The 23,887-nt window shown below is 39.9% G+C and carries 22 protein-coding genes and 2 riboswitches; of the genes, 16 read left to right on the top strand and 6 right to left on the bottom strand.

All coding sequences use genetic code 11. The features are described from left to right. Positions 1–35 precede the first annotated feature (35 nt). From ablB to ACQKL6_RS03465, 4 genes are all read left to right on the top strand, one after another. Positions 36–878 carry a putative beta-lysine N-acetyltransferase gene (gene ablB / locus ACQKL6_RS03480; RefSeq protein ID WP_427591781.1) on the top strand — a complete coding sequence of 281 codons (843 nt, stop codon included), beginning with the start codon at positions 36–38 and terminating at the stop codon, positions 876–878. An 85-nt stretch (positions 879–963) separates the two neighbouring features. Continuing rightward, on the top strand, positions 964–2,346 hold the full coding sequence (locus tag ACQKL6_RS03475; protein ID WP_402988200.1) for a sigma-54 interaction domain-containing protein: 1,383 nt from the start codon (positions 964–966) through the stop codon (positions 2,344–2,346). A 121-nt stretch (positions 2,347–2,467) separates the two neighbouring features. Then, entirely contained in the window at positions 2,468–3,853 is a 1,386-nt protein-coding gene (gene ablA / locus ACQKL6_RS03470) for a lysine 2,3-aminomutase (protein ID WP_427650579.1), read from the top strand. 33 nt (positions 3,854–3,886) lie between these two features. Next, complete coding sequence (locus ACQKL6_RS03465; protein ID WP_402988206.1) at positions 3,887–4,165, top strand: YokU family protein; 279 nt, start codon at positions 3,887–3,889, stop codon at positions 4,163–4,165. 449 nt (positions 4,166–4,614) lie between these two features. Here ACQKL6_RS03465 and ACQKL6_RS03460 read toward each other — a convergent pair whose 3' ends face one another. From ACQKL6_RS03460 to ACQKL6_RS03450, 3 genes are all read right to left on the bottom strand, one after another. After that, positions 4,615–5,988, bottom strand: coding sequence for a HAMP domain-containing sensor histidine kinase (locus tag ACQKL6_RS03460; protein ID WP_402868961.1), 1,374 nt, complete (start codon positions 5,986–5,988; stop codon positions 4,615–4,617). Continuing rightward, entirely contained in the window at positions 5,985–6,659 is a 675-nt protein-coding gene (locus tag ACQKL6_RS03455) for a response regulator transcription factor (protein WP_402868959.1), read from the bottom strand. Before ACQKL6_RS03455 ends, ACQKL6_RS03460 begins: the two co-directional genes overlap by 4 nt. A 141-nt stretch (positions 6,660–6,800) precedes the next feature. Then, positions 6,801–8,903, bottom strand: a complete 2,103-nt coding sequence (locus ACQKL6_RS03450) for an MMPL family transporter (protein ID WP_402988209.1) — start codon at positions 8,901–8,903, stop codon at positions 6,801–6,803. A 358-nt stretch (positions 8,904–9,261) separates the two neighbouring features. Here ACQKL6_RS03450 and ACQKL6_RS03445 point away from each other — a divergent pair, with 358 nt between their 5' ends. The 7 genes from ACQKL6_RS03445 (at position 9,262) to ACQKL6_RS03415 (ending at position 15,158) form a co-directional block, all read left to right on the top strand. Further along, positions 9,262–9,489: a YozE family protein gene (locus ACQKL6_RS03445; RefSeq protein ID WP_402988212.1), complete on the top strand. Its 228-nt coding sequence runs from the start codon at positions 9,262–9,264 to the stop codon at positions 9,487–9,489. Between the two features lie 25 nt (positions 9,490–9,514). Next, positions 9,515–11,284, top strand: coding sequence for an ATP-binding protein (locus tag ACQKL6_RS03440; protein ID WP_402956826.1), 1,770 nt, complete (start codon positions 9,515–9,517; stop codon positions 11,282–11,284). A gap of 172 nt (positions 11,285–11,456) precedes the next feature. Further along, positions 11,457–12,164, top strand: a complete 708-nt coding sequence (locus ACQKL6_RS03435) for a hypothetical protein (RefSeq protein ID WP_402868953.1) — start codon at positions 11,457–11,459, stop codon at positions 12,162–12,164. Positions 12,165–12,335: 171 nt separating this feature from the next. Next, positions 12,336–12,506 carry a YozD family protein gene (locus tag ACQKL6_RS03430; protein WP_402868951.1) on the top strand — a complete coding sequence of 57 codons (171 nt, stop codon included), beginning with the start codon at positions 12,336–12,338 and terminating at the stop codon, positions 12,504–12,506. Then, on the top strand, positions 12,469–12,660 hold the full coding sequence (locus ACQKL6_RS03425) for a hypothetical protein (protein ID WP_427650576.1): 192 nt from the start codon (positions 12,469–12,471) through the stop codon (positions 12,658–12,660). Before ACQKL6_RS03430 ends, ACQKL6_RS03425 begins: the two co-directional genes overlap by 38 nt. Positions 12,661–12,727: 67 nt before the next feature. Further along, on the top strand, positions 12,728–13,432 hold the full coding sequence (gene deoD / locus ACQKL6_RS03420; RefSeq protein ID WP_402868949.1) for a purine-nucleoside phosphorylase: 705 nt from the start codon (positions 12,728–12,730) through the stop codon (positions 13,430–13,432). Positions 13,433–13,673: 241 nt separating this feature from the next. Continuing rightward, positions 13,674–15,158: a S41 family peptidase gene (locus ACQKL6_RS03415; RefSeq protein WP_402868947.1), complete on the top strand. Its 1,485-nt coding sequence runs from the start codon at positions 13,674–13,676 to the stop codon at positions 15,156–15,158. A 525-nt stretch (positions 15,159–15,683) separates the two neighbouring features. Here the strand turns inward: ACQKL6_RS03415 and mtnA are convergent. The 3 genes from mtnA to ACQKL6_RS03400 all read right to left on the bottom strand — a co-directional run bounded on the left by mtnA (position 15,684) and on the right by ACQKL6_RS03400 (position 19,028). Continuing rightward, complete coding sequence (gene mtnA, locus ACQKL6_RS03410) at positions 15,684–16,730, bottom strand: S-methyl-5-thioribose-1-phosphate isomerase (protein ID WP_402988218.1); 1,047 nt, start codon at positions 16,728–16,730, stop codon at positions 15,684–15,686. 12 nt (positions 16,731–16,742) lie between these two features. Further along, positions 16,743–17,948 carry an S-methyl-5-thioribose kinase gene (gene mtnK / locus ACQKL6_RS03405; protein ID WP_402988807.1) on the bottom strand — a complete coding sequence of 402 codons (1,206 nt, stop codon included), beginning with the start codon at positions 17,946–17,948 and terminating at the stop codon, positions 16,743–16,745. 71 nt (positions 17,949–18,019) lie between these two features. Further along, positions 18,020–18,172, bottom strand: a riboswitch (SAM riboswitch). A gap of 73 nt (positions 18,173–18,245) precedes the next feature. Next, positions 18,246–19,028 carry a carbon-nitrogen family hydrolase gene (locus ACQKL6_RS03400; RefSeq protein WP_402988809.1) on the bottom strand — a complete coding sequence of 261 codons (783 nt, stop codon included), beginning with the start codon at positions 19,026–19,028 and terminating at the stop codon, positions 18,246–18,248. Between the two features lie 100 nt (positions 19,029–19,128). Between ACQKL6_RS03400 and ACQKL6_RS03395 the strand changes: the two genes are divergently transcribed. The 5 genes from ACQKL6_RS03395 to ACQKL6_RS03375 all read left to right on the top strand — a co-directional run bounded on the left by ACQKL6_RS03395 (position 19,129) and on the right by ACQKL6_RS03375 (position 23,818). Beyond that, positions 19,129–20,313 carry a pyridoxal phosphate-dependent aminotransferase gene (locus ACQKL6_RS03395; protein WP_402988221.1) on the top strand — a complete coding sequence of 395 codons (1,185 nt, stop codon included), beginning with the start codon at positions 19,129–19,131 and terminating at the stop codon, positions 20,311–20,313. Between the two features lie 115 nt (positions 20,314–20,428). Continuing rightward, a riboswitch (SAM riboswitch) is annotated at positions 20,429–20,586 on the top strand. Between the two features lie 156 nt (positions 20,587–20,742). Continuing rightward, positions 20,743–21,975, top strand: a complete 1,233-nt coding sequence (mtnW, locus tag ACQKL6_RS03390; protein WP_402956863.1) for a 2,3-diketo-5-methylthiopentyl-1-phosphate enolase — start codon at positions 20,743–20,745, stop codon at positions 21,973–21,975. A gap of 2 nt (positions 21,976–21,977) precedes the next feature. Next, positions 21,978–22,634, top strand: a complete 657-nt coding sequence (locus ACQKL6_RS03385) for a 2-hydroxy-3-keto-5-methylthiopentenyl-1-phosphate phosphatase (RefSeq protein WP_402868939.1) — start codon at positions 21,978–21,980, stop codon at positions 22,632–22,634. Positions 22,635–22,636: 2 nt separating this feature from the next. After that, positions 22,637–23,263, top strand: coding sequence for a methylthioribulose 1-phosphate dehydratase (locus ACQKL6_RS03380; protein ID WP_402956865.1), 627 nt, complete (start codon positions 22,637–22,639; stop codon positions 23,261–23,263). Between the two features lie 21 nt (positions 23,264–23,284). Continuing rightward, the gene (locus ACQKL6_RS03375) at positions 23,285–23,818 is read left to right on the top strand and encodes a cupin domain-containing protein (RefSeq protein WP_402988224.1); all 534 of its coding nucleotides are present in this window, start codon (positions 23,285–23,287) and stop codon (positions 23,816–23,818) included. Positions 23,819–23,887: the final 69 nt, after the last annotated feature.

Below are 23,887 nucleotides of genomic sequence, written 5' to 3'. Positions count from 1 at the left end.
TACACTATTAGATAGAGAAGGAAGGAGAGAGCCGAATGGATATTGTTGAAAAAAGAATTCAATTGTCCCATTCTACACTACACATAATGATGGATCGTTTTAATAAGCGCGTACGGGTCGAAGACTATTTGGGCCATTTTCAAGATTGCGTCGAAGAATCTTTGAAAGCAGCTGATAATATATCAGCGGAGAAAATCATATTCAAGGCACGAACGGAAAATGTACTGGAGCTGCTGAGCAAAGGTTTTTTATATGAGGGAAGCATCGATAAGTTCTTTTTAGGAAGTGATTGCCACTTCCTTGTTAAATATACCCAAGATCAGCGAAGGGCCAGTTCTCATTGGATCAAGGAGGATGAAATTCTAGAAAATGTACAGAAACTTCCAACAAAAGTAGAGCTAGAGGCCCCCCCATCCACCTATATAGGAAGGAAGGCGGAGGAAATAGATGCGGTGAAGCTTGCTGAATTGTACGGAAAAGTATTTGAAATTTACCCAACCCCGATGAATGAACCAGAATATGTGAGGAAGTGCATGAAAAGCGGGACGGTCTATTACATGTACGAACATGATGGAGTAATCGTCAGTGCGGCATCCGCTGAAATAAATGACTTCTACCGTAATGCGGAAATAACGGATTGTGCAACACTGCCCGATCATCGGCAGTATGGATTAATGAAGCACTTGATTGAGAAGCTTGAGAGTCACCTCGTCTCACATGACATTTATTGTATCTATTCTATCGCAAGGGCGCTATCATTCGGAATGAATGCAGCATTGCATCAGCAAGGCTATTATTACAGGGGTAGATTAGCCAATAACTGCTTCATTTTCGATAAATTGGAGGATATGAACTTATGGGTGAAGAATTATACATGAATGCCCATTTTCGGGCATGCATATGACAAGTTTTCGGCACTACTTCATATATATGATGGAAGGAATGTGAGAGAGGGGGAAGACATTGATCAGTGAATGTTTTAATACAAATCAGGTCTTAGAAGCGATTCTGGCAAGCATTGATGAGGGAATTCATGTAATCGATCCAAAAGGTCAAACGATCTTTTATAATGAAGTGGCGGCCAACCATGATGGAATGAAGGTAGAGGAAGTGCTTGGAAAACCACTGCTTGAAGCGTTTCCGTCCTTAAATCATAAATCTTCGACCTTGCTGCGTGTCATCCAATCCGAAAAGCCCATCTACCATCATAGACAATCTTATGTAAATGCACATGGTCGAATCATTGAGACCTTCAATACAACCCTGCCTATATATGTAGACGGTTTCATAATGGGGGCAATAGAAATTGCGAAAGATTATTCTAGCCTGAAACAATTATCGGAACGCTTAGCAGACTTGGAAAGCTCTCTTAAAACGACGACAAGTAAAGAAAAAAAAGTAGCCACGAATGGTACGTTATACACTTTTGCTGATATTCTAACCCAAGATCCACCATTTGAAAAGTTGATTGCACAAGGGAAAAAGGCTGCCCGGTCATCGTCTTCGGTTTTAGTTTATGGTGAAAGTGGTGTCGGAAAGGAACTTTTCATCCAAAGTATACATCACAACTCCAATAGGCGAAAAAAGCCCTTCATTGCACAAAATTGTGCGGCACTACCTGAAAATTTATTGGACTCGCTTTTATTTGGGACTTCGAAAGGTAGTTACACGGGAGCTGTCGAACGCCAGGGATTATTTGAGCTGGCGAATGGAGGGACTCTATTTCTTGATGAACTGCAATCGATGCCCATTGATTTACAGGCGAAGCTGCTTCGTGTACTTGAGGATGGGGCCGTTAGGAGGATAGGGGCGGCAAAAAGCATTCAGGTAGATGTCAGGATCATGACTGCGATGAATGTAAACCCGAAGACGGCTGTCACGGAGAAAAAGCTCCGTGAGGATTTATTTTATCGCTTACATGTTTTGAGCTATGAGCTACCGCCGCTAAGAGATCGTCCAGAGGATATTTTATTGCTTACGGAGCATTTTATTATAAACTTTAACGAGAAGATGAATCGCTCCGTAAAAGGAATCGATGAAGAGACCAAGGGAATCCTACATGCCTATCATTGGCCAGGTAACGTAAGGGAACTCAAGCATACGATTGAGTTCATGATGATACATGCCGAAAGTGAAGTCTTGACAGCGGGTGACTTGCCCCCATTTTTAAAAAAGAGCACAGTTCCTAAAGAGAAGGTATTGCCGCTGCGGGAAGCCATGAAGGAAATGGAAACCAAACTTATATCAGAGGCACTTTTGCAAACCGAAGGAAATGTCTTTCAAGCTTCAAAGCTATTGGACATCCCGAGGCAGACCCTCCAATATAAAATCAAGAAACATACTTGAACGCTAAAAAATCCGGTATATCGTATATAACCGGATTTTTTAGCGTTCATATTTAGTTTTTGGGCAATTTTGGCACCCTTCTTGCATTAAATACTACTATCAAGACTTAGGAGGTATGGCTATGTTATTTGATTTATATAAACCAGATCGTCATTGGAAAGATATAGAGTTATGGAAAGATGTAACTGATGAACAATGGAACAATTGGTTGTGGCAATTGACAAATACAATAAGAACTGTGGATGATTTGAAGAAAGTAATCGACCTTACTCCGGATGAAGAGGAAGGGGTGCGAATCTCCACCAAAACGATTCCCTTAAACATTACCCCCTATTATGCGTCACTTATGAATAAAGAGGACCCTAGGTGTCCAATAAGGATGCAATCCGTGCCCATATCGGAAGAAATGCATAAAACTAAGTATGATATGGAGGATCCACTACATGAAGATGAGGATTCACCCGTACCGGGATTGACTCACCGGTATCCCGACCGTGTGCTTTTCCTGGTGACGAACCAGTGCTCGATGTATTGCCGATATTGTACGAGAAGGCGTTTTTCAGGTCAAATTGGCATGGGCGTTCCAAAGAAACAATTAGATGCAGCAATCGGCTATATTCGGGATACACCAGCGGTCAGGGATGTGCTTATTTCCGGTGGTGATGGATTATTGATCAACGATACCATCCTCGAATATATCTTGAAGAATTTGCGAGACATTCCCCATGTTGAAATAATCAGGATCGGTACACGGGCTCCAGTGGTTTTTCCTCAGCGTATCACTGAAAACCTGTGTAATATTCTAAAAAAATATCACCCGGTTTGGTTAAATACGCATTTCAATACGTCGATAGAAATAACGGAAGAGTCGAAGAAAGCGTGTGAGATGCTCGCGGATGCGGGTGTGCCAGTTGGAAACCAAGCTGTAATCTTAGCGGGCATTAACGATAGTGTCCCTATCATGAAGAAGCTAATGCATGACCTTGTCAAGATCCGTGTACGCCCTTACTATATTTATCAATGCGATTTGTCAGAAGGAATTGGTCATTTCCGGGCCCCAATATCTAAAGGAATCGAAATCATCGAAGGCTTACGGGGTCATACATCCGGTTATGCAGTACCTACATTCGTTGTTGATGCACCTGGAGGGGGAGGGAAAATCACTTTACAGCCAAATTACATCCTCTCTCAATCCCCAACCAAGACAGTGCTTCGGAATTTCGAAGGTGTAATCACGACCTATCCGGAACCGGAGCAGTACACACCGGGACTTGCCGATGATTATTTCAAGGGGATTTATCCCGATGTTGAAGCAAAACAGTCAGATTCAGGGATAGCGGGTCTTATGAACGACAAACAATTTAATTTAGTACCTGAAGGCCTGAAACGGATGAACCGTCGTGAAAAATACCATACCAACCCAGAACATGCCTCTTTAAAAAACCAACGCGAAAAACGTGACCAGCTAAAAGAAAAAAAATTTCAGGCACAGCAAATAAAAAAATAGCTCCACAAAGCAAAAAGGAAGAAGGGGAGTAAAATGGAAGTATGTCCGTGGTGTGAAACAGGAAAACTCTCTTCCATAAAGGGTACAGTTTATTGGGAATTACCGGATGGAACGAAGGCTGTTGAGATTACCGAAACGCCATCATCCCATTGTGAAAATTGCAATGCCCTTTTTCAACGGGATGAAGTCGTGAAAGAAATTGAAGACCAGTTGTTTCTAATTGATACGAAACAGCTAGATAAGCAGACTACGTATGAGGAACTATTAAAGATGAAGCGAATGCTGAAACGGAATTATTTTGACTTTTCTTAGGAGGAGCGAATTCTATAAAAAATAAAAACTATGATTTTTGATAAAACATTTATCTGATCCTCGGGATTGGATAGATGTTTTTTTGAATTGAAACTAGATAAAATCGGCTAAACGGACTGATTATAAGTGCAAGGATAGCTGAGGTTTTCTGCAGAAAAAGCCCCTAATATTGTCCACTATAACTCTTTCACACTAATGTCCGACGATCTCTTCTGCAGCAAGTTCCATGTAATAATTAATAGGCTTAGACTAGAATAAGATACTTTCCTTATTTTATAAGTTTAGAAAAACTTTTCCACGTTCGTTTTTATTTTGACTTTAGTTGGTTGAGTAACGCGGAAGGGAGGGTGTACGAATGTTCAAAAGGATGGATTATTATAGTTAAAGCCACCATATCTTAATCCTGGTGGCTTTAGGTATATGTTGATCTAGGTGCGTAGTTAGCCTATTTATAGTTTAGGCAAAGTGATGAAAAAACATGTTCCTTTTCCGAATTGACTTGAAACACGTATGCTGCCACGATGGAAATCCACTACCTCTTTGACAATTGCCAGTCCCAGACCAGTGCCTTCTTTTGTCCTAGAAGCGTCCGCTCGGTAAAAACGTTCGAACAAATGAGAAAGTTCTTCTTCTTTAATCCCCATACCGGTATCTCGAAATTGAATGAAAACATCATCGTTTGTTTCTTCAACTATAATTTTAATGGAACCGTTCGGTTTATTGTACTTTAAAGCATTTGTAAGTAAATTATCCCAGACAGTTTCCAATAGACCTTCATCACCATTGAAACGGATTGGTGCAATTTTATAATATAGTTCGATGCCCGAATCTTCAATGAGCCACAAATATTTTTGAATCAGCGTCTTAAGTTGTTCATCCAATGCAAATGAGGAGCGTTTTAATGCACGTGTAGGCTGATCTAAAAAGGTTAGCAGTAGTAATTGCTTAGTTAAGAGAGATAATCGCTTAGTCTCTGTCTCGATAATCGATGTGTATGTTAGGCGATCTTCTTCTGTAATGCTGGGTGACTTCAATAGTTCAGAATATCCTTGGATATTTAATAGCGGCGATTGGAAATCATGAGAAACATTGCTTATGAATTCTTTTCTTGATCGATCTGTTTCCTGTAATTGCTTCGTCATTTGATTGAAACTTGATGCAAGCTGTCCAATTTCATCGCGTCGTTTAACCTTCAGTAGAAGGTCATAATTTTCTTTTGATATTTGTTTAGTGGCTTCCGTTAATTGTGTAATGGGTCGTATTAATTGTTTCGCAACAAATAGCATTCCAATCAGGCTGATTATCGCCATGGATATGATCAAACAAGCCAATATTGTATGCACTTCAGAAAATAATAAGCCAATATTGGGCCGAAGGAAGACCCCATACTGTTCGCCATTATATATAAAGGGGACACCGACAGTATTGATAATTTTATTCGTAAAAAAACCTGTCATGAATGACTGATTTGGATAGTTCTCCATACCATGAAAGATATTTCCTTTAAATACCGTTTCTTTGGCGGAAGGGGGTAATTCTGACGTTTTAAATGCCCCTCCAAAGAACTGAGAATAACCAGATTCCCCGACAACATAAAATTGATACCCTATATCGCCAAGTGTCGATAAATAATGTTCTAAATCCAAATCAGGCGTACTCTCGATATATCGTGTAATATTTTGTGCTATGGCGACATTCTTTTCATCATTTTGTTCCTTAGTAACCAGATGATAATACGTGTTTGTTAAAAAAAAGCCGACAATTGTACTGAATAGCATAAGGCTTAACGTAGTGATAATGAACTGTTGATACAAGGTTTTCATGAATGTTGAACCTCTAATTTATATCCTAAACCACGGATTGTGTTTATTTCGATATTAGCCCCTAGACGATCCAATCGGTTTCTCAGGCGTTTGATATGTGTATTAAGGGTCAGGCCGTCACCTTCATAATCATGTCCCCATATTTGTTCCATGATGGTAAATCGCTCGATGACATAATTGGGCCGATTTGCAAGTAATGATAGCAATTCAAATTCCTTTAAGGGCATGATCAGTGTTTCTGATTCGGTTGACACTTCAAAAATTTTACGATTAATCGTCACATTACCGATCCGAATGATATTTTGGCTGTCCTTATCAAATCTTCTAAGGATGACGGCAATCCGAAATAGTAACTCTTTAGGTTCAAAGGGCTTTACTACATAATCTTCGGAACCTGCTAGAAACCCTCTCGTTTTATCTTCTAATTGATCTTTTGCCGTTAACAGTAGAACAGGAATTTTATAATCTTGGTTGAGTATTTTTGTCAACTCAATGCCATCCATCCCGGGCATCATCACATCAACTACGGCTAAGTCAGGAACTACTTCTTCTAATAAGTAAAGCGCCTCTTTCGCATCATTAGCTTTTATGACATCATATCCTTCCCGCATTAAATGAATACTTACCAGCTGTAATATATGTTTGTCGTCATCACAAACCATTATTTTCAATACAATCACCTCAAACCATTTTTTGCTTTATATGTACATGGGTTCGCTTTCATGAAATCTATACTTACATGCATGTAAACAGGTAAGAACGCAGAGACATGTGGAAGTCTCTGCGTATGGCTTGTATATTTGTTTTTTCTTTTATTTCTTATCTTTCTCAAAGAATAATATTAATGCGGGCAATAGCATTCCACGCACTAAGAATGTATCCATTAAAATACCGATGGCAACGATGAATCCAAAGACGAATAAATCGGCTATTGGCATCGTAGTCAATGCCGCAAAGGTGGCTGCCAAAATTAAACCAGCAGATGAAATCACCCCACCTGTATTCCGAATAGCGATTTCCAAAGCCTGTTTCACTTTTTTTGTTTTGCGTTCTTCTAAGAAACGGGATATTAAAATAATGTTATAGTCTATCCCGAGAGCGACTAAGAAGATAAACGCATAAACAGGTACACGTGTACTTACTGCTTCATAACCGAACAGAACATCAATGAGGAACAGACCTAATCCTAATGCCGCCAAGAATGAAAGTAAAATGGTGGCCATCATATAAACCGACATTTTTACTGACTTCGTTAACACGAATAGGAGGATTAAAATTAATAATGTTTCTAGTAGGACGATCACCCAAATATCACGATTATTGACATCACGCTCGTCAACAAGTTTCGGAGTAATTCCACCAAAATACACTTCACCGGATATATCTGCTTTACTTAGGATTTCATCATCGTTTTCAATTAACTCCTTCATCATATCGATTGCTTCGACAGAATAAGGGTTAAGGTCAAGCGTCATACTATATTTTACTACTTTCGCGTCGTCAGATACATTTGTTAGTCGAACTGATGTAACATCTTTTTCAGATTCGAGCGTTGTCCGTAATGCTTCGATCTGTTTTTCTGATAACGTTTCTTTTCCTTCGAATAAAATGGATGTTGGAGCCAATTCACCTTTGTCGTATTTCGCTTCGACGATTTCGTAGCCTTCACGTGAAGGTAAATCTTTTGGGAAAGATTTCACTGTATCAAATTCAAAATCAAGGTTAAATACATTTAACGCTGACACAACCATTAAAATGGCGATAATCCCGCCAGAAAGGCCTGGTTTATTTACAACGAATTTTGCAACGGGTCCCCAGAAGCGATGTTTCACTTCTTTCGTTTCACCAAACTTCGGTACTTTCGGCCAGAAGGCTTTACGCCCGAATAGGGTGAACAGCGCTGGGACAAGTGTAATGGATGCTAACATGATGACAAACATTGTCGTTCCAAAAATTGGCGCAAAGTTTTGATAATCACGGAAGTTTGCAAAGAATAATACTAGCATTGCGGCGAGTACTGTTCCGCCTGCTAAGAATACTGGCAATCCTGTAGCACGCATCGCATGTTTCATTGCCTCATATTTGGTCTCATGGTGGTTCAGTTCTTCTCGGAAGCGAGAGAATATGAATAATGAATAGTCAATCACGGCCGCGAACAGCAAAATACTCATTATCGATGTAGTTGAATTGTTGATTTCAAGTCCACCAGCACCCATTAATCCGAGTGTTTGATTCACTACTTGGTATACAATTACTGTTGCTAATAGTGGGATAAAAGCCAATAATGGAGAACGGTAAATAACGATGAGCAGGATTAAAATAATCACTATTGTGGTAAATAGTAACACGAAATCTGCTTGTTCGAACAACTTAAGCGTATCTCCAGCAATTCCTGCAGGACCAGTAATACGGAAGGAAGTTTCAGACATACCCTCTGTAACGTCATTTCCAACCTCAGCCATAGCATCTACGGTTTCGCCAATTTGGCGGCTATCAAGACCAGGGTCTAAAGTCATTGGAATGATGATCGTAGACTGGTCATCTGACTTGAACCCTTCGATTGCTTCTGGCGGTAATTGAGAGATATTGACGATTTCATCGACACCCTCAATTTTAGCACCGATGATTTTATTCATAATGCTTGTAACTTCTTCTAAGTTCACCTTACCATTTTCGTTATGAAAGGTAAGAATACCAGGCGTCCCTTGATCATTAGGGAAGTATTTTTCTAATTTTTCATTTGCAATAATGGATTGTGCATCGTCGGGTAAGGATTGAAAGTTTGTCACTTTGTAATCACTTACTGCCGGACCGGCACTTAACCCAATCATTAAGACCAGCCATGTGACAATTGTAATCCACATACCTTTCTTAGTTGAAACCCAATCAGTTATTGGGCGTAAAAAAGAATTCATTTAATTATTTCCCCCTTATAGTTTAGAGCTGCAATGTGAAATGCGGACATCACATTTAAGCTCGTCATCACTTTCTATTTCATTGTAATGTAACTAAATGAACTGAAAATGAACTTTTAGTTAAATTATGAAAAATTGGAGGGGTAACCAGCAAATTATCTTTTGTAAACTGGATAATAAAACATTTATCAGCGCCTGAAGATTTACTCTATATACACAAAAATCGTGGTAAAGTATCTAGATGGAATTTATAGTTGAAAGGGTAATTAACAATCAAGACTTGTATAGGTGTAGACGTAAGCGTTAGTTTCCGATATATTAAGATTTAAATCATAGTATTTTGATAAGGGGGCTCGACATGAGACCGTTTTACTTATTTTTAATGAAATATCGACAGCCAAAGGAAATTGATGAAATTACAAAATTCGCAAACCATGCATACGAAGATCACAGTTTTCCAAAGCAATCGGATGATTATCATGAAGTGAGCAGTTACTTGGAGTTAAATGGAGACTATTTAGATAGTATGACTATATTCGATCGATTATGGGATCAATATGTCCAAATAGAAGAAGGACTGCTATAGATACAGGAATAGGGGGAGCCGAAGGATGTTTAGAAGCCTTCAAGCCCGAATTTTGTTTTATTCTTTAATTATATCGAGCTTACCCGTTTTGATATTGGGAATCATTTCTTATGAATCGCAACGCTCCTTGCTAGCTAAAGAAGCGAAGAGTACATTGAATTCAGGTTCACTTAATATGGTAAATGAAATGTACAGTTATTTAAATGAACGGATTAGTGATGTTAACTTAATGAGTACGAATACGGTATTGATCAATCCTGATTCTTCTAAAGAGGAGAAGACTGATGAATTGAAAAGATTCACAGAAGCAAAAGGTGAATACTTTGGTGCCGTATATTTAGATTTGGAAGGTACGGTCATGGCTGATACCTCAAATAAAATGGTCGGAACAAGCTTAGCTAATAGAATATGGTTTCAAGAAGGGCTAAAGGGGCATGAATTCCTATCGGATGTATATAAAACGAAAGCATTTGCTGAACCTATTATAGCCTTAAGTGCACCGGTAAATGATAATAAAGGGAAAATGATCGGTGTTGTGTCCCCGGCCTTTCGGATATCAGGCCTTTGGGATATGATGGAGAAAAAGGCCAATGACATTAGTGAAAAGTACCCTGTGAATTTTTATATGATCAATCAGGATGGCATTATGATTTCCAAAAAAGACCCGAATGGCATTCATGAGAGTTCTAATACGACATTGGAAGATATGGGCCTTACAAAAGAAAAGTTATTGGAATCCGCTAATTCTAATAATTTATATAGTGCAGAAAATGGAGAAAAGATATATTCCATTCAATACGTTCAACCGATAGCCCAAACGGAAAATAAATGGTTTGTGGTAGTGGGTGCTGACAAAAAACAAGTATATCAGCCGTTAAATGATCTTTTATCACGCTATCTCTCTATATACACCATTGTATTTATGTCCATCATTCTAGGCGTCTATTTACTTACGAAATCTCTGGTGAAACCAGTACATAATCTAGTGGAAGTGACGGAAGATTTTATCCAGGGAAAAGAGTTCGTGGTCTCTGATAAAAGAAGTTTTGTAGAAATGGAGAAGTTGAATCATGCGTTTCTAAGGATGATGGATACGATTAAGGATAGGGAAAGAGAAATCGTCCGTACCGAAAAGTTAAAATATGTCGGACAGCTGGCCGCAGGGGTAGCGCATGAAATCAGGAACCCATTGACGACCATCAGGGGTTTTCTCCAACTGTTGAAGAAGCAGGATTATGAAAAAGAGTTAATTGAAAAGTACAGTGATGTCATGCTTGGGGAAGTAGATCGAGTGAACGTTTTTGTTACACAACTCCTTGATTTAGCTAAACCCCACCAGCTTGAAATGGAGAATTTGGATCTGAAGGAATTCCTTGATGAACTGGTTGTTGTCTATTCGGCTTCTACTCTATATAAAGATGTCACACTCGTTAATACATTGACAGAACCCGTACATACCTATTCCGATAAAAACCGGTTGCGTCAGGTTATCCTTAATGTCCTGAATAATTCCTGCGAATCGTTTGAGTCAAAAGGGCAGATTGAAATGACCGTCGATACTTCACCTCATTATGTACAATTGAAGATCCGAGACGATGGAAAAGGGATTAAACCTGAGAATCTAAAAAATATCGGGATGCCCTTTTATACGACAAAGTTAAAAGGAAATGGTTTGGGAGTGGCAACTTGCATCCAAATCATGGATGAACTCAAAGGGAAATTTCAAATCGAAAGTAAATATGGACAAGGTACAGAAGTGATCTTGACGATTCCGACAACAAACCGTCTCATTTAAAGAGGCGGTTTTCCTGTCTTGCCCTATTTTTTTGATAGGTTACCATAATAAAAGTTTCTCGCATAACCTATCTAAATGAGTCAAATGCCCCCTCTTTTCCATTAACCACCTTGTTTGTTCATGCATATAATTTACTATCAAACGATAAGGACCATATTGGGGGATGTCTCTTATGGGCAAGAAAAATCAGCCAAAATTCAAATTAGGCGATACAGTCGTAATTATAATGTATGGGACAGTCGGGAATATAACCGATATAAAATATCTCGATGGTTCTTATGTGTATGAAGTAAATTACAGCGAAGGCCTATATATTGAAAAGACATTACAGTCTATAACTGAATACGAAGGAGAAATCCTTTATCAACAGGAACAAATCGATATCGAATATAAATATATTATCGGTGATTTAGTCCAGGTCGATGGATATGAATATGATTATTTTAAGATAATTGGCTATCGAACGGAGATTTGGCGCTATAAAGAGAATGCCTGGGAAGATGTGATATATGAATTATCACGTATCTCCGATGGGGAATGGCTGGAAGCGCATGAAGAAGAATTGACTTTAGTAGCCGATGCCAAACGTGCAGATGCAATCATTCAAAAATTGGGGCTGCTCCTTTCTAATAAGAATAACGAGCTTACTATCATTGCTAAACAAAACAACCCTGGTAAAGGTGAGCGAGATATGACTATGACAAAAAATGAAAAAATGGAAATGATTGATGGACTGTTGGATTTATATAATGATTATTGTAAGCTTTTTCATCAATTTGGCGATGATGAATATCAACATATCATGAAAATAGCTCTTGCTAAAATTGAGAAGGCGGCGGAAGAAATTTACCCAGGTCACAAAAAAGAGCATACGAAATAAAAGGTCTTGAAAAGGGATGTATACACTTTAGCACGAGCCGATGAAGACTCATCTCTAAGAAATTGAATCAACGAATTAAAGTGTAGGATATGCGTAAGTTTTGAGAGAAAATGCCCTACTGGCATATTTATACCTATACATTCATACATCTTTAATTAAGGGGGCGATGATTTGCGAGAAATTGAGGTTTTTATTGATACTGAAGAGATAGCGGAATTCTTTTACCAAGAATTATTAAAGCGGGGCTATCTTCCAAAAGAATCTGAAGTTGAAGATCTTGCTGACATCACATTCGAATACCTTCTTGAAAAATGCATTATTGATGAGGAAGTCGATGAATGATGTATCATCAATCAATGGGCAGTTTTCTTGCCATTACTCCTTAAAATCAACCAAAAAGACGGCGGGTTTCCGCCGTTTTGCTGCGTTCCACCGATCACTTAAAGAGTGTTATATCCTACTTCCTGCAGTAGATAAAGAAGTTCTATTTTCCTAATATGGGGTTGGTATGTTATAGTAATTGGGAATGTCATTTCAACCACTTCAAGGAGGGAATTTTAAGAATGAGCGTACATATTGGTGCTAAAGAAAATGAAATTGCGGAAACGGTTTTGCTTCCTGGGGATCCGTTACGTGCAAAATATATTGCTGAGACGTTTTTAGAGGATGCTAAATTATACAATGAAGTTCGTAATATGTTTGGGTATACAGGAACTTATAAAGGAAAACGCATTTCCGTTCAAGGTACAGGAATGGGTGTCCCTTCGATTTCGATTTATGTAAATGAATTGATGAATAGCTATAATGTCCAAAAACTTATCCGGGTTGGGACAGCTGGTGCCATTCAAAAAGATGTGAAGGTCAGAGATGTAATCCTGGCTATGAGTGCCTCTACAGATTCACAAATGAACCGCATGACATTCGGTGGCGTTGATTTTGCTCCTACTGCTGATTTTGATTTATTGAAAAAAGCTTATGATGCAGGGGTGGACAAAGGGTTGCAATTGAAAGTCGGAAACGTATTTACCGCAGATCAATTCTATAATGATAATAGTGAATTGGAAAAGTGGGCCAAGTACCAAATCCTTGCTATAGAAATGGAATCAGCTGCATTATATACACTTGCTGCTAAGTTTGGTCGTAAAGCATTATCCGTTTTAACGATTTCCGACCATCTTTTAACAGGTGAGGAAACAACCTCCGAAGAGCGCCAAACAACATTCAATGAGATGATTGAGGTTTCTTTAGAGGCAGCGATTCAAGACTGACCATAAACGTTGGATTTACGGGTAGCCAGGAATGGAAGAAATTAAGATATTTAGTTTCTTCCATTCCACGGAGTCCGTATTTTTGCACGTATATAGAATATGGATAAAGAAAAGGTCTCTATAAGAAAGCTGGATTGGAGCAAGATGGTAGGCACTTACATATCATTCAAAAAATTTGATAACTAAAGTTTTCCGATTTGCTAGAAAGCTGATAAAATAGGATGTATTAGTTAATATTGTCATGAAGAATGAAAGTGGTGAGGCTTCAGTGGAAGAAGAAAATCAACAACAGCCCAAAGATGAAGGCAAAATTGTGAAAATAAAAAAGTTTACGTTTATTATGGGGATTTTCTTACTCATATTTTTGACAGCAGGGATAACTACAATCGCGTTGACCTTTGGCGATGAAAAAGTAGAGTCACTTGCACCGAGTAATCATCCTGAATTTGAAAAGTTATATTCTACATATGATACGATCAAAGATAATTATTATGAAGAAATCGATGAGAACACGCTCGTGGATGGAGCTATAAATGGAATGATAGAATCGTTGGATGATCCTTATTCCTCTTATATGGATAAGAAAGAAGCCTCCAGTTTCCATGAGAGCATCTCTTCTTCCTTTGAAGGAATAGGTGCTGAAATCCAAGAGAAGGATGGACAGATCATGGTGGTTTCCCCTATTAAAGGATCACCAGCTGAAAAAGCCGGAGTCCGGCCTAATGATATTATACTAAGTGTCAATGGCAAAAGCCTTGATGGCTTAAGTTCTTCGGAAGCTGTCTTGAAAATCAGGGGGAAAAAGGGAACAAAAGTGGAGCTTGCCATTTCAAGGGCGGGTGAAAAGGAACCGATTACTTTGTCCATTAAGCGTGATACCATTCCGATTGAAACGGTTTATTCAGAGATGCTTGATGATGGGATTGCCAAAGTGCAGGTTACAAGTTTTTCTGAGCATACGGTGGAAGAGCTGAATACGGCACTTGAAGACATGGATAAAGAAAAGATGAAAGGCCTAATATTGGACTTACGTGGAAATCCGGGTGGATTGCTTGACCAAGCGATCGCGATGGCAAACTTATTTATCCCGAATGGGGAAGTCATCCTTCAGGTCGAGGATCGAAAAGGAAAAAGAGAAGTCTATAAATCCCAGAATAATGGTGAGTTGAAGCTACCAGTGGTCGTATTAATTGATGATGGAAGTGCAAGTGCATCTGAAATCGTTGCCGCCGCTGTTAGTGAATCTGCGGGTATTCAGCTTGTAGGGGTAAAATCATTCGGAAAGGGGACCGTGCAAAAAGCCGCAGACTTTGATGATGGTTCCAACTTTAAGTATACAGCACAAAAATGGCTGACTCCGAAAGGCAATTGGATCCATAAAAAAGGGATTGAACCGGATATAAAAGTCAAGCTTCCCGAGTATGCCAATCTTCCATATATCTCTCCTGATAAAGGATTGAAAGTATCGGATTCCTCGAGTGAAGTAGAAGCAGCGGAGAAAATGCTGAAAGAAGCCGGGTATAATCCAGGAAAAGTGGATAAGTATTTCGATGAAGAAACAAAGGTAGCGGTCAAGGAATTCCAAAAGGATCATAAGATCAAAGAAACAGGTGTCATTAAAGACGATACAACCGTTAAATTGATGGAAGTCATTAGGGATAAAATCCTTAAAAATGATACTCAAGTGAAAAAAGCGGTGGAAGTATTGAAAAAGAAAATCAAATAATCTTTTATAAAAACAAGCGGCCCATCAGCAAGCATTTATTGCTGATGGGCCGTTTTTCGTGTGCTTGACTTAGGTGTGTGTGTAATCCATAAGGTGACCATGGAAGAAGTACCAATGGGTGGGGAATGGAAGGGTATCCATGATGAAGTAGAATTTGAAGAAAACGAGCGGTAAACCCTGCTTGAGGAACATGAACTTTCATACAAGGCTAAGAATAATTACTACCGAAAAGCGGCAGAAAAATCAAAGAAGGCTAGATGCCACTCTGACTAAATTCTGCGATTATATCTATCAAAAAGAACCTCGTCAGAATAAATATAACAGGAGCAACTGAATGGGTTTCCAAGGTTAATCGTGAAAAGAATGAAGGGGCTGTCTAATAAGTCCTTATTCCAGTGAATTTCGCAAAAATAAAGAGGCAGAAATGTTGTTAAATCAACGTTTCTGCCTTTTACTATTTATTCAATTTCGGTGTGTAATTACACCTTTTGGGACAGCCCCTTGATCAATCCTTTATAAATAATTTCATTTTACAAAAAGCGGGATATTACTCCTGTAATCAGGTGAAATGATGCCATTTTCGGTAATGATGCTTGTAATAAGAGAATGGGGCGTAACGTCAAAAGCAGGATTGAATGTCTTCACATTTTCTGGTGCTATCCTGACTCCTTGTATAGAAGTGATTTCATCCCCATTCCTTTCTTCGATTGGGATGGAGATACCCGACTCGAGAGATAAATCGAATGTACTTGATGGTGCTGCTACATAGAAAGGAATATCGTAATGCTTAGCTAATATCGCCAAACCCAATGTACCAATTTTATTGGCTGTATCACCGTTTGCCGCAATACGGTCTGCTCCGACTATAATGGCTTCGATTTTTTTATGATGAATGGTGTGGGCTGCCATATTATCCGAGATTAATGTAACGTCCACTCCAGCTTGCATAAGTTCCCATGCGGTGAGTCGTGCCCCTTGCAAGACAGGTCTCGTTTCACAGGCATAGACCTTTATAGGAAAGGATCTTTCCTTGGCCAGGTGGAAAGGTGCGAGGGCAGTTCCGTACCTTGCAGTGGCTATCCCCCCAGCATTACAATGGGTTAAAATAGAATCACCCTCGTTGAATAAAGACAATCCGTATTCACCAATTTTTCGGCACATCTCCACATCCTCTGAAAATAGCTTTTTTGCTTCAGCAACAAGAGCGCTTTTGGCTGAAGCTATGCTATTGGCTGCTTGTAGAGTATTCTCCATTCTTTTCAGTGCCCAAAAAAGGTTGACCGCTGTTGGTCTTGAAGAAGCGAGTGTAGTAACATGTTTCGTGACATTGTGTTTAAATTGCCATAAATCCGTGGTATTTTCCTGGATTGCACCAAGAGCAACGCCAAATGCTGCAGTTAGCCCGATAGCGGGGGCACCACGGACCTTCAAGGTCAAGATGCTGTCATATACATCTTTAACCGTAAAAAGTTCAATGAATTCTATTTTTGATGGCAAGGCCTGTTGATTCAATAAGGTAATATGGGTATCATTCCATTGGACGGAATAGGGTAGTGGCGTTGTAGTTGTCATATGTATATCTCCTTATAGGGCTGAATAGGAAGGCAATGTATATTGCTTTACGGCTTCTATCACTGCTGAAATATTCAGTTCTTTCCGATTTTTGATTATATGGGCCCCGATTTTCAAGGTAGCCGTTTTAGCTGTAATTCTAGTTTCTTTATTCTCAATGCCATTTAAATCAGCAACATGAGATAGGCCAATGGTTCTTCGAATTAGTTCACATCCTGCAAAGCCATATGCATCACCTTTAAACTTGTTGAGTACATATGGAAGATAACCTTCGATCTTACTGTAAGGACTTTTATTTTCAGAATTCCACAGGTTCGTATAGGTTTCTTCAAATGTATTCCAAAATTCCTGAAGATGAGTAAAGATTTCTTCCTTCCCAGTGGCCTCGCGTGTTACTGCCTGGAATAGGAGATTCGCCATGTATTGTCCAAGGTCAAATCCAACAGGACCATAAAAAGCGAATTCAGGGTCAATTACCTTTGTTTCTGTATCACTTGCAAATATACTTCCCGTATGTAAATCGCCATGAAGAAGGGCCTCCTGCTCGGATTCGAAGCTTTGTTTTAACTTAGCCACTTCCAGTATTAAATCAGCATCTTTCCATATAGACTTGGCAGCCTCCAGCAACTCAAGCTCAAACTCGCCTGGATGTTCCTCCAAAAAAGGATCCGTGAAAATGAAAACCTCAGTAATCTTGCAGAGTTCTGGATTCGTGAAGTTCCGGGCAACCTCTTTTTTCGCTGCCGGTTCCAAATGAAAATCAGACGTATAAAAAGCGGTCTTTGCAACAAATTCACCAATGTGTTTGGATAATAGAGGGAAATGATCTCCTTCAATTAATCCGGTCCGGGCGATTTTCAAGTGTGATAAATCTTCCATGACGGTGATTGCAAGCTGTTCATCAGAATAATAGACTTGTGGGACAAGTTCGGGACAATAGCTTCTGAATTGAATTAATGCATTCGCTTCGATAGCCGATCTTTTTAAAGTCAATGGCCAGCTTTCACCAAGAACCTTTGCGTAAGGAACTGCTTGTTTGATGATGACTCCTTTATTTGTTACGGGATTTGTAACGTGAAAAACATAATTTAAATTTCCGTCACCGATTTCATTACATAGTAATGAGTCATCTGAATGCAGTAACCCAAGTTTCTTCGTTAGGTCAATTGCCGTTTCGTTTGTCAATAGCTTGAAATTTGATGGTTGAGTCATTGTTATCCCTCCAAGTACATTAAAAAATATGAAAAGGCCCCTTTCCCATAGAAAGAGGCAGAAGCTTCACTTCGAACCTCTTATCTCCCAGAAAGAATTCTTTCTGGTGGATTTGGCACCGTGCTCTGTGGATATAATCCGGCGGAATTCCCGCCCCATTTCACAATGGTATTACAGTCGGTTGCTGGGCTTCATAGGGCCTTTATCCCTCAGCCTGCTCTTGATAAGAGTATTGTATTTATTTTCAGAAAATTAATCTCGAATGAATGATATCAATATTTCAAATAGTTTGTCAATGGTAAATTAATAAAACTCGGGCCGCCGATCTTCGAAAACGGGTATTTTATTTCTTGCTTCTCCTACTTTTTCTAAGTCAAGGGTGCCGAGTAGAAGTTCTTTTTCTTCACCAGCCTCACAAATGATTTCTCCCCACGGGTCGATGATGATGGAATGTCCGGCAAAATGATTATTTCGGTCAGAACCGGAACGATTCACAGCCACAACGAATGCTTGATTTTCGATTGCCCTGCTGATTAACAGTGCCCTCCAATGATGGAGCCTAGGCTTTGGCCACTCGGCGGTCACGAAGATAACCTCCGCACCTCGTACCGTATGGGCCCGTTGCCATTCTGGAAAACGGATATCATAGCAAATGAATCCGGCGCAAATCTTTTCATCGAGGGAGAATAAGCCATCTTTTTTGCCAGGTTGTAAGTAATGGTGTTCATCCATCAATTGAAACAGATGGAGTTTATCATATTCTTTAACCAGTTTGCCTTCTTTATCGATGATGAGCATTGTGTTATAGATGCCTTCCTTAGTTTTCTTTGCAATCGAGCCACCGATTATGTTAATGTGGTGTTTTTTTGCAAGGGCTTTTAGAAAGGTAATGGTTTGTTCTGCTTCTTCGTCTGCAATTTCATGTAATCTCGTTAAGTCATAGCCGGTTGTCCATAGTTCCGGCAGCATGACGATGTCCGGTTTAGACTGTACAGCTTTTTCAATCCATTGTTTTGCCACCTGGAAATTTATATCTGGCTGTCCAAAGGCAATGTCCATTTGTAAACAGGCGATTTTCCATTTCATCATTTAAAACCTCCATATGTAAAAAAGTACTTTACAAGATTAAGATAAACATATATCATTTGTGACTATAATTTCAAGAAATTTCAGAGAAGGTGCAAAGATGGTGCAATTCGAAAAATCCAGACTTCTTCAAGAGCTTCCAAAGCAGTTTTTTGCTTCTTTAGTCGAAAAAGTTAATAACATAACATCAGAAGGCAAGGATGTCATTAATCTTGGGCAGGGAAATCCAGACCAACCGACTCCTGAACATATCGTGAAGAGCCTGCAGACAGCAGCAGGAAATTCCATGAATCATAAATATTCTCCTTTTAGGGGGCTTCCCTATTTAAAAGAAGCTGCGGCCCTCTTTTATGAACGTGAATATGGCGTCAAGCTAGATCCTAAAACGGAAGTGGCGATTCTTTTCGGTGGAAAGGCTGGTCTAGTCGAATTACCGCAATGCTTATTGAATCCAGGCGATACAATTTTAGTGCCTGATCCGGGCTATCCAGATTACCTGTCAGGTGTAGCGTTAGCCCAAGCTAAAACGGAAATTATGCCCTTGACGGAAGAAAATGATTTTCTTCCCGATTATAAGGAAATAGATAAAGAGGTTTTTGACAAAGCGAAGATGATGTTCTTGAATTATCCCAATAATCCCACAGGAGCATCGGCGTCAGCAGAATTCTTCGAAGAAACGGTTTCCATGGCAAAAGAACACTCGATATGTGTGGTTCATGATTTCGCATATGGTGCAATTGGGTTCGATGGGAAAAAACCGGTAAGCTTCCTTCAAGCAGAAGGATCAAAAGAAGTGGGGATAGAAATTTACACCCTTTCTAAAACATATAACATGGCGGGGTGGAGGGTTGGCTTTGCGGTTGGCAACCAGAGTGTCATCGAATCGCTTGAATTATTGCAGGATCATCTTTACGTCAGCCTTTTTCCCGCAATACAAGAAGCCACGGCATGCGCTTTACTGGATTCACAAGAGTGTGTGAAGGAACTCGTGAACATGTACGAAGGACGACGAAATGTATTTATTGAAGGGTTACGATCCATTGGATGGGATGTCCAGGCTCCAGATGCTTCCTTCTTTGCTTGGCTAAAGGTCCCGGAAGGATTTACTTCAGCGAGCTTTGCAGATCATTTACTGGCACATGCCCATGTAGCAGTTGCACCAGGAAATGGTTTCGGTGAATTTGGTGAAGGATACGTCAGGGTGGGACTTCTCACTTCAGAAGACAGACTCCAAGAAGCGGTAGAAAGAATTCGTACATTGAATATATTCAAAGAAAATCAGTGAGATATTGAATAGTTTGAACATTATACCTATTGACAAAGTATGAATTGCGTGAAAGAATATAAAAAAGAATTCTAAATTTTTAGTTAAGATACATAAACGAAAATATAATAGCATTTTCTTATTTTGAGCAGGTGGAGGGACTAGCCCGATGAAGCCCAGCAACCGACTGTAATACCATTGTGAAATGGGGCGGAGATTATACCGCCGGATCATTTTATTGATTCCGTAAGGCACGGTGCTAATTCTTGCAGCTATAGAGCTGGGAGATAAGAAGATGGCTTTTTCAAAGCCTCTTCTTTAGGAAGGGGCTTTTACATTTTTAACAGAGAATTGGAGTGCAACTTTGTTCGCAGATGGTTAGAAGCTTGTTAAAGGAAAGACCAACAATGACAACTTTAAGAATGACTTTTACGTATTGGGAGTGATCAGATGAGCGAAATAATCGCTACGTATTTACTTCATGACTTCAAAGGAGAGCATGAGAAAAAAGCAGAAGGCATTGCTTTAGGATTGACTGTAGGGACATGGACTGAACTTCCTCACTTGGTGCAACAGCAACTGGAAAAACATAAAGGTAGGGTAGTTTCCGTAACACCCCTTCCCGAAGAAGAGCGAGTTAATCTCTATTTCGGTCAAAAAGTGTACCGTTCAACAATCAGGATTGCCTACCCGGCAGGTAATTTTTCTAATGATCTACCGGCTATCTTGACGACAGTATTTGGTAAATTGTCATTGGATGGGGAAATCAAATTGATGGATTTGGACTTTGTCGGCGATATTCAAAAAGCCTTTCCAGGTCCTCGATTCGGAATTAGTGGGATCAGGGAAAAAATTGATGTGTTTGACCGCCCCCTAGTGATGAGTATTTTTAAAGGTGTGTTAGGTCGAGACCTTGCCTTTCATAATGAACAATTGGAGCAACAGGCATTGGGAGGAGTCGATCTTGTCAAGGACGATGAGATTCTTTTTGACCAAGATCAGACGCCTTTCATCGATAGAGTCAAAACCGGAAAGGCCATTTTGAAAGGTATCTATGAGACAACGGGACATCGAACCTTATATGCTGTGAACCTGTCAGGAAAAACACTAGAACTATTGGATAAAGCTGAACTGGCAGCCGAAGCCGGCGCAGATGCCTTGTTATTTAATGTTCATACATATGGATTGGATGTTCTACAGGCTTTACGCGAAAATGACCGGATCAACTTACCGATCATGGCTCATCCGGCATATAGCGGAGCATTAGCTTCATCTTCATTTTATGGACTCAGCTATCCGCTTCTCCTTGGAAAACTGGTGAGGATATCAGGTGCAGATTTATCCCTCTTTCCCTCTCCATACGGAAATGTGGCACTCGATAAAGCAGAGACATTGGCGATTGCTGAAGGATTGACGAGAAATGAAACATCTTGGAAAAGGACTTTCCCGGTTCCATCGGCAGGTATCCATCCTGGCATGGTTCCAGATCTCATCAAGGATTTTGGGATAGAAAGTGTGATCAATGCTGGTGGGGGCGTCCATGGTCATCCGGATGGTGCAAAAGGCGGAGCTAAGGCCTTCCGTTCCGCAGTAGAAGCTGTCCTTTCCGGAAAATCATTGTCAATCGCGGCTGAGGAAGATGAGGAACTTCAAAAAGCACTGGCCCTATGGGGAGGGCTATAATCATGGTCAAACCGATCATTTTCTGTGATTTTGATGGAACGATCACCAACTCGGATAATATCATCTCAATCATGAAGAAGTTTGCCCCGCCCGGCTGGGAGGCATTAAAAGATGGTGTTCTTCAGCAAAAAATCAGCATTTCCCACGGTGTAGGGGAAATGTTTTCCCTGCTGGATAGCGATTTAAAGGAGGACATCATTCAATATGTGAAGGAGACAGCGGGTATTCGCCAAGGGTTCAGTGATTTTGTGGAATTTACAAAAAAATCAGATATTCCTCTCTATATTGTCAGTGGTGGAATGGACTTTTTCGTTGAACCTCTTTTGAATGACCTCTTACCTGTAGAGAATGTCTACTGTAATCATGCCGACTTCAGTCAGGAAGAAATTATGATTGAGTGGCCGCATACTTGTGATGACCAATGTAATCATGGGTGTGGTTGCTGTAAACCTACGATTATGAGAAAGCTTTCTACAAAGGATCAGTATAAATTGGTGATTGGAGATTCCGTTACCGACTTTGAAGCGGCTAAACAGGCAGATTTTGTTATTGCCCGTGACAGGCTCCTTGAAAAGTGCCGCACAGAAGCCATTCCCCATAAAGAGTTTGAAACTTTCCATGATGTGATTGATATTCTAAAAAAAATGCAGGAGGTGTAAGGGTGACAGCTTCAAAAGAGTGGCAGGAACTAGCGCAAATAAAGGGAGAACTAGCCGAGAGAGATTGGTTCATGGGGACGAGTGGAAATTTATCGATCCGTGAGGCTAATAGCCCTTCTTTTTATATAACCGCAAGTGGCAAGGATAAACGCAAGCAGACAGATTCCGATTTTATTTTGGTGGATTTGTCAGGAAAACCAGTCGAAATGACCGAGCTCAGACCTTCCGCTGAAACTCTTCTTCATACAGAGATTTATCGGAAAACGGATGCCAATTGCGTCCTCCATGTCCATACAGTAGAAAATAACGTGATTTCCGAGTTATATAGTGAAGTTGGGGAAGTGACTTTTTGTCATCATGAAATTATCAAGGCTACTGGACGATGGCAGGAAGATGCAGAATTGAAGATACCCATCATCCATAACCATGCAGATATTCCGTTGTTGGCTGAGACATTCAGTCCCTATGTCGATGCAGACTCAGGAGCGGTGCTTATCAGAAATCATGGTATAACCGTATGGGGAAAAAGCGGGTTGGAAGCAAAAAAAATCTTAGAAGCATGTGAATTCCTGTTTCAATATCAGCTGTTACTTAACCAGCAAAAGATATTGACAGGTTCGCTCAGCTAAAAATATAAAGGAGGAAAAATAATGGCTACAATTAGATTCCAAGAAACAAATGAAGTAATTGAAACAAATGAAGAGGTTCAGAGCTTTTTAGAGACTCAAGGCGTAATTTACGAACAATGGGATATTTCAAAATTGCCAGCCCATCTGGTGGAAAAATATGATCTTACGGATGAAGATAAACAAGAGATTCTTGATGCTTTCCAGTCAGAGATTAAAGAAATTTCGGAAAGAAGAGGATATAAAGCGCATGATATTATCACATTATCCGATTCCAATCCGAATTTGGACCAATTGTTGCAGAACTTCAAGCAGGAACACCATCATGAAGATGACGAGGTACGGTTCATCGCTGGGGGAACGAGTATCTTCGCCATCCAGGGTAGCGAGGGAAAATGGTTCGATGTCCGACTTAACCCTGGAGATTTGATCAGCGTACCTGAATCGACTCGTCACTACTTCACGCTAGCGGAAGATAGAAGAACAGTCGCGGTCCGTATTTTCGTTACAGCGGCCGGCTGGGTTCCGATATATGAAAAAGATGAAGTTCAGGCATAATAAAAGTGTGAAAAAACCAGCTTTCGGGCTGGTTTTTTTATGTGGCCCCGTAGGGTGCTTAAGCGGGAA

This window comes from Peribacillus sp. NPDC097197 (assembly GCF_050278025.1).
Lineage (GTDB): Bacteria > Bacillota > Bacilli > Bacillales > DSM-1321 > Peribacillus.
The sequence above is the reverse complement of the archived record's forward strand: the minus strand, read 5'-3'. Positions and strand labels throughout refer to the sequence as shown.

Bases quoted from the DNA above. Each gene is read 5' to 3' on its own strand.
- ACQKL6_RS03450 (WP_402988209.1), bottom strand. From the start codon at position 8,903: ATGAATTCTTTTTTACGCCCAATAACTGATTGGGTTTCAACTAAGAAA.
- ACQKL6_RS03440 (WP_402956826.1), top strand. From the start codon at position 9,515: ATGTTTAGAAGCCTTCAAGCCCGAATTTTGTTTTATTCTTTAATTATA.
- mtnA (WP_402988218.1), bottom strand. From the start codon at position 16,730: ATGACAACTACAACGCCACTACCCTATTCCGTCCAATGGAATGATACC.
- ACQKL6_RS03435 (WP_402868953.1), top strand. From the start codon at position 11,457: ATGGGCAAGAAAAATCAGCCAAAATTCAAATTAGGCGATACAGTCGTA.
- mtnW (WP_402956863.1), top strand. From the start codon at position 20,743: ATGAGCGAAATAATCGCTACGTATTTACTTCATGACTTCAAAGGAGAG.
- ablA (WP_427650579.1), top strand. From the start codon at position 2,468: ATGTTATTTGATTTATATAAACCAGATCGTCATTGGAAAGATATAGAG.
- ACQKL6_RS03460 (WP_402868961.1), bottom strand. From the start codon at position 5,988: ATGAAAACCTTGTATCAACAGTTCATTATCACTACGTTAAGCCTTATG.
- ACQKL6_RS03395 (WP_402988221.1), top strand. From the start codon at position 19,129: ATGGTGCAATTCGAAAAATCCAGACTTCTTCAAGAGCTTCCAAAGCAG.
- ACQKL6_RS03445 (WP_402988212.1), top strand. From the start codon at position 9,262: ATGAGACCGTTTTACTTATTTTTAATGAAATATCGACAGCCAAAGGAA.
- ACQKL6_RS03415 (WP_402868947.1), top strand. From the start codon at position 13,674: ATGAAGAATGAAAGTGGTGAGGCTTCAGTGGAAGAAGAAAATCAACAA.
- ACQKL6_RS03400 (WP_402988809.1), bottom strand. From the start codon at position 19,028: ATGAAATGGAAAATCGCCTGTTTACAAATGGACATTGCCTTTGGACAG.
- ACQKL6_RS03465 (WP_402988206.1), top strand. From the start codon at position 3,887: ATGGAAGTATGTCCGTGGTGTGAAACAGGAAAACTCTCTTCCATAAAG.
- ablB (WP_427591781.1), top strand. From the start codon at position 36: ATGGATATTGTTGAAAAAAGAATTCAATTGTCCCATTCTACACTACAC.
- ACQKL6_RS03385 (WP_402868939.1), top strand. From the start codon at position 21,978: ATGGTCAAACCGATCATTTTCTGTGATTTTGATGGAACGATCACCAAC.
- deoD (WP_402868949.1), top strand. From the start codon at position 12,728: ATGAGCGTACATATTGGTGCTAAAGAAAATGAAATTGCGGAAACGGTT.
- ACQKL6_RS03375 (WP_402988224.1), top strand. From the start codon at position 23,285: ATGGCTACAATTAGATTCCAAGAAACAAATGAAGTAATTGAAACAAAT.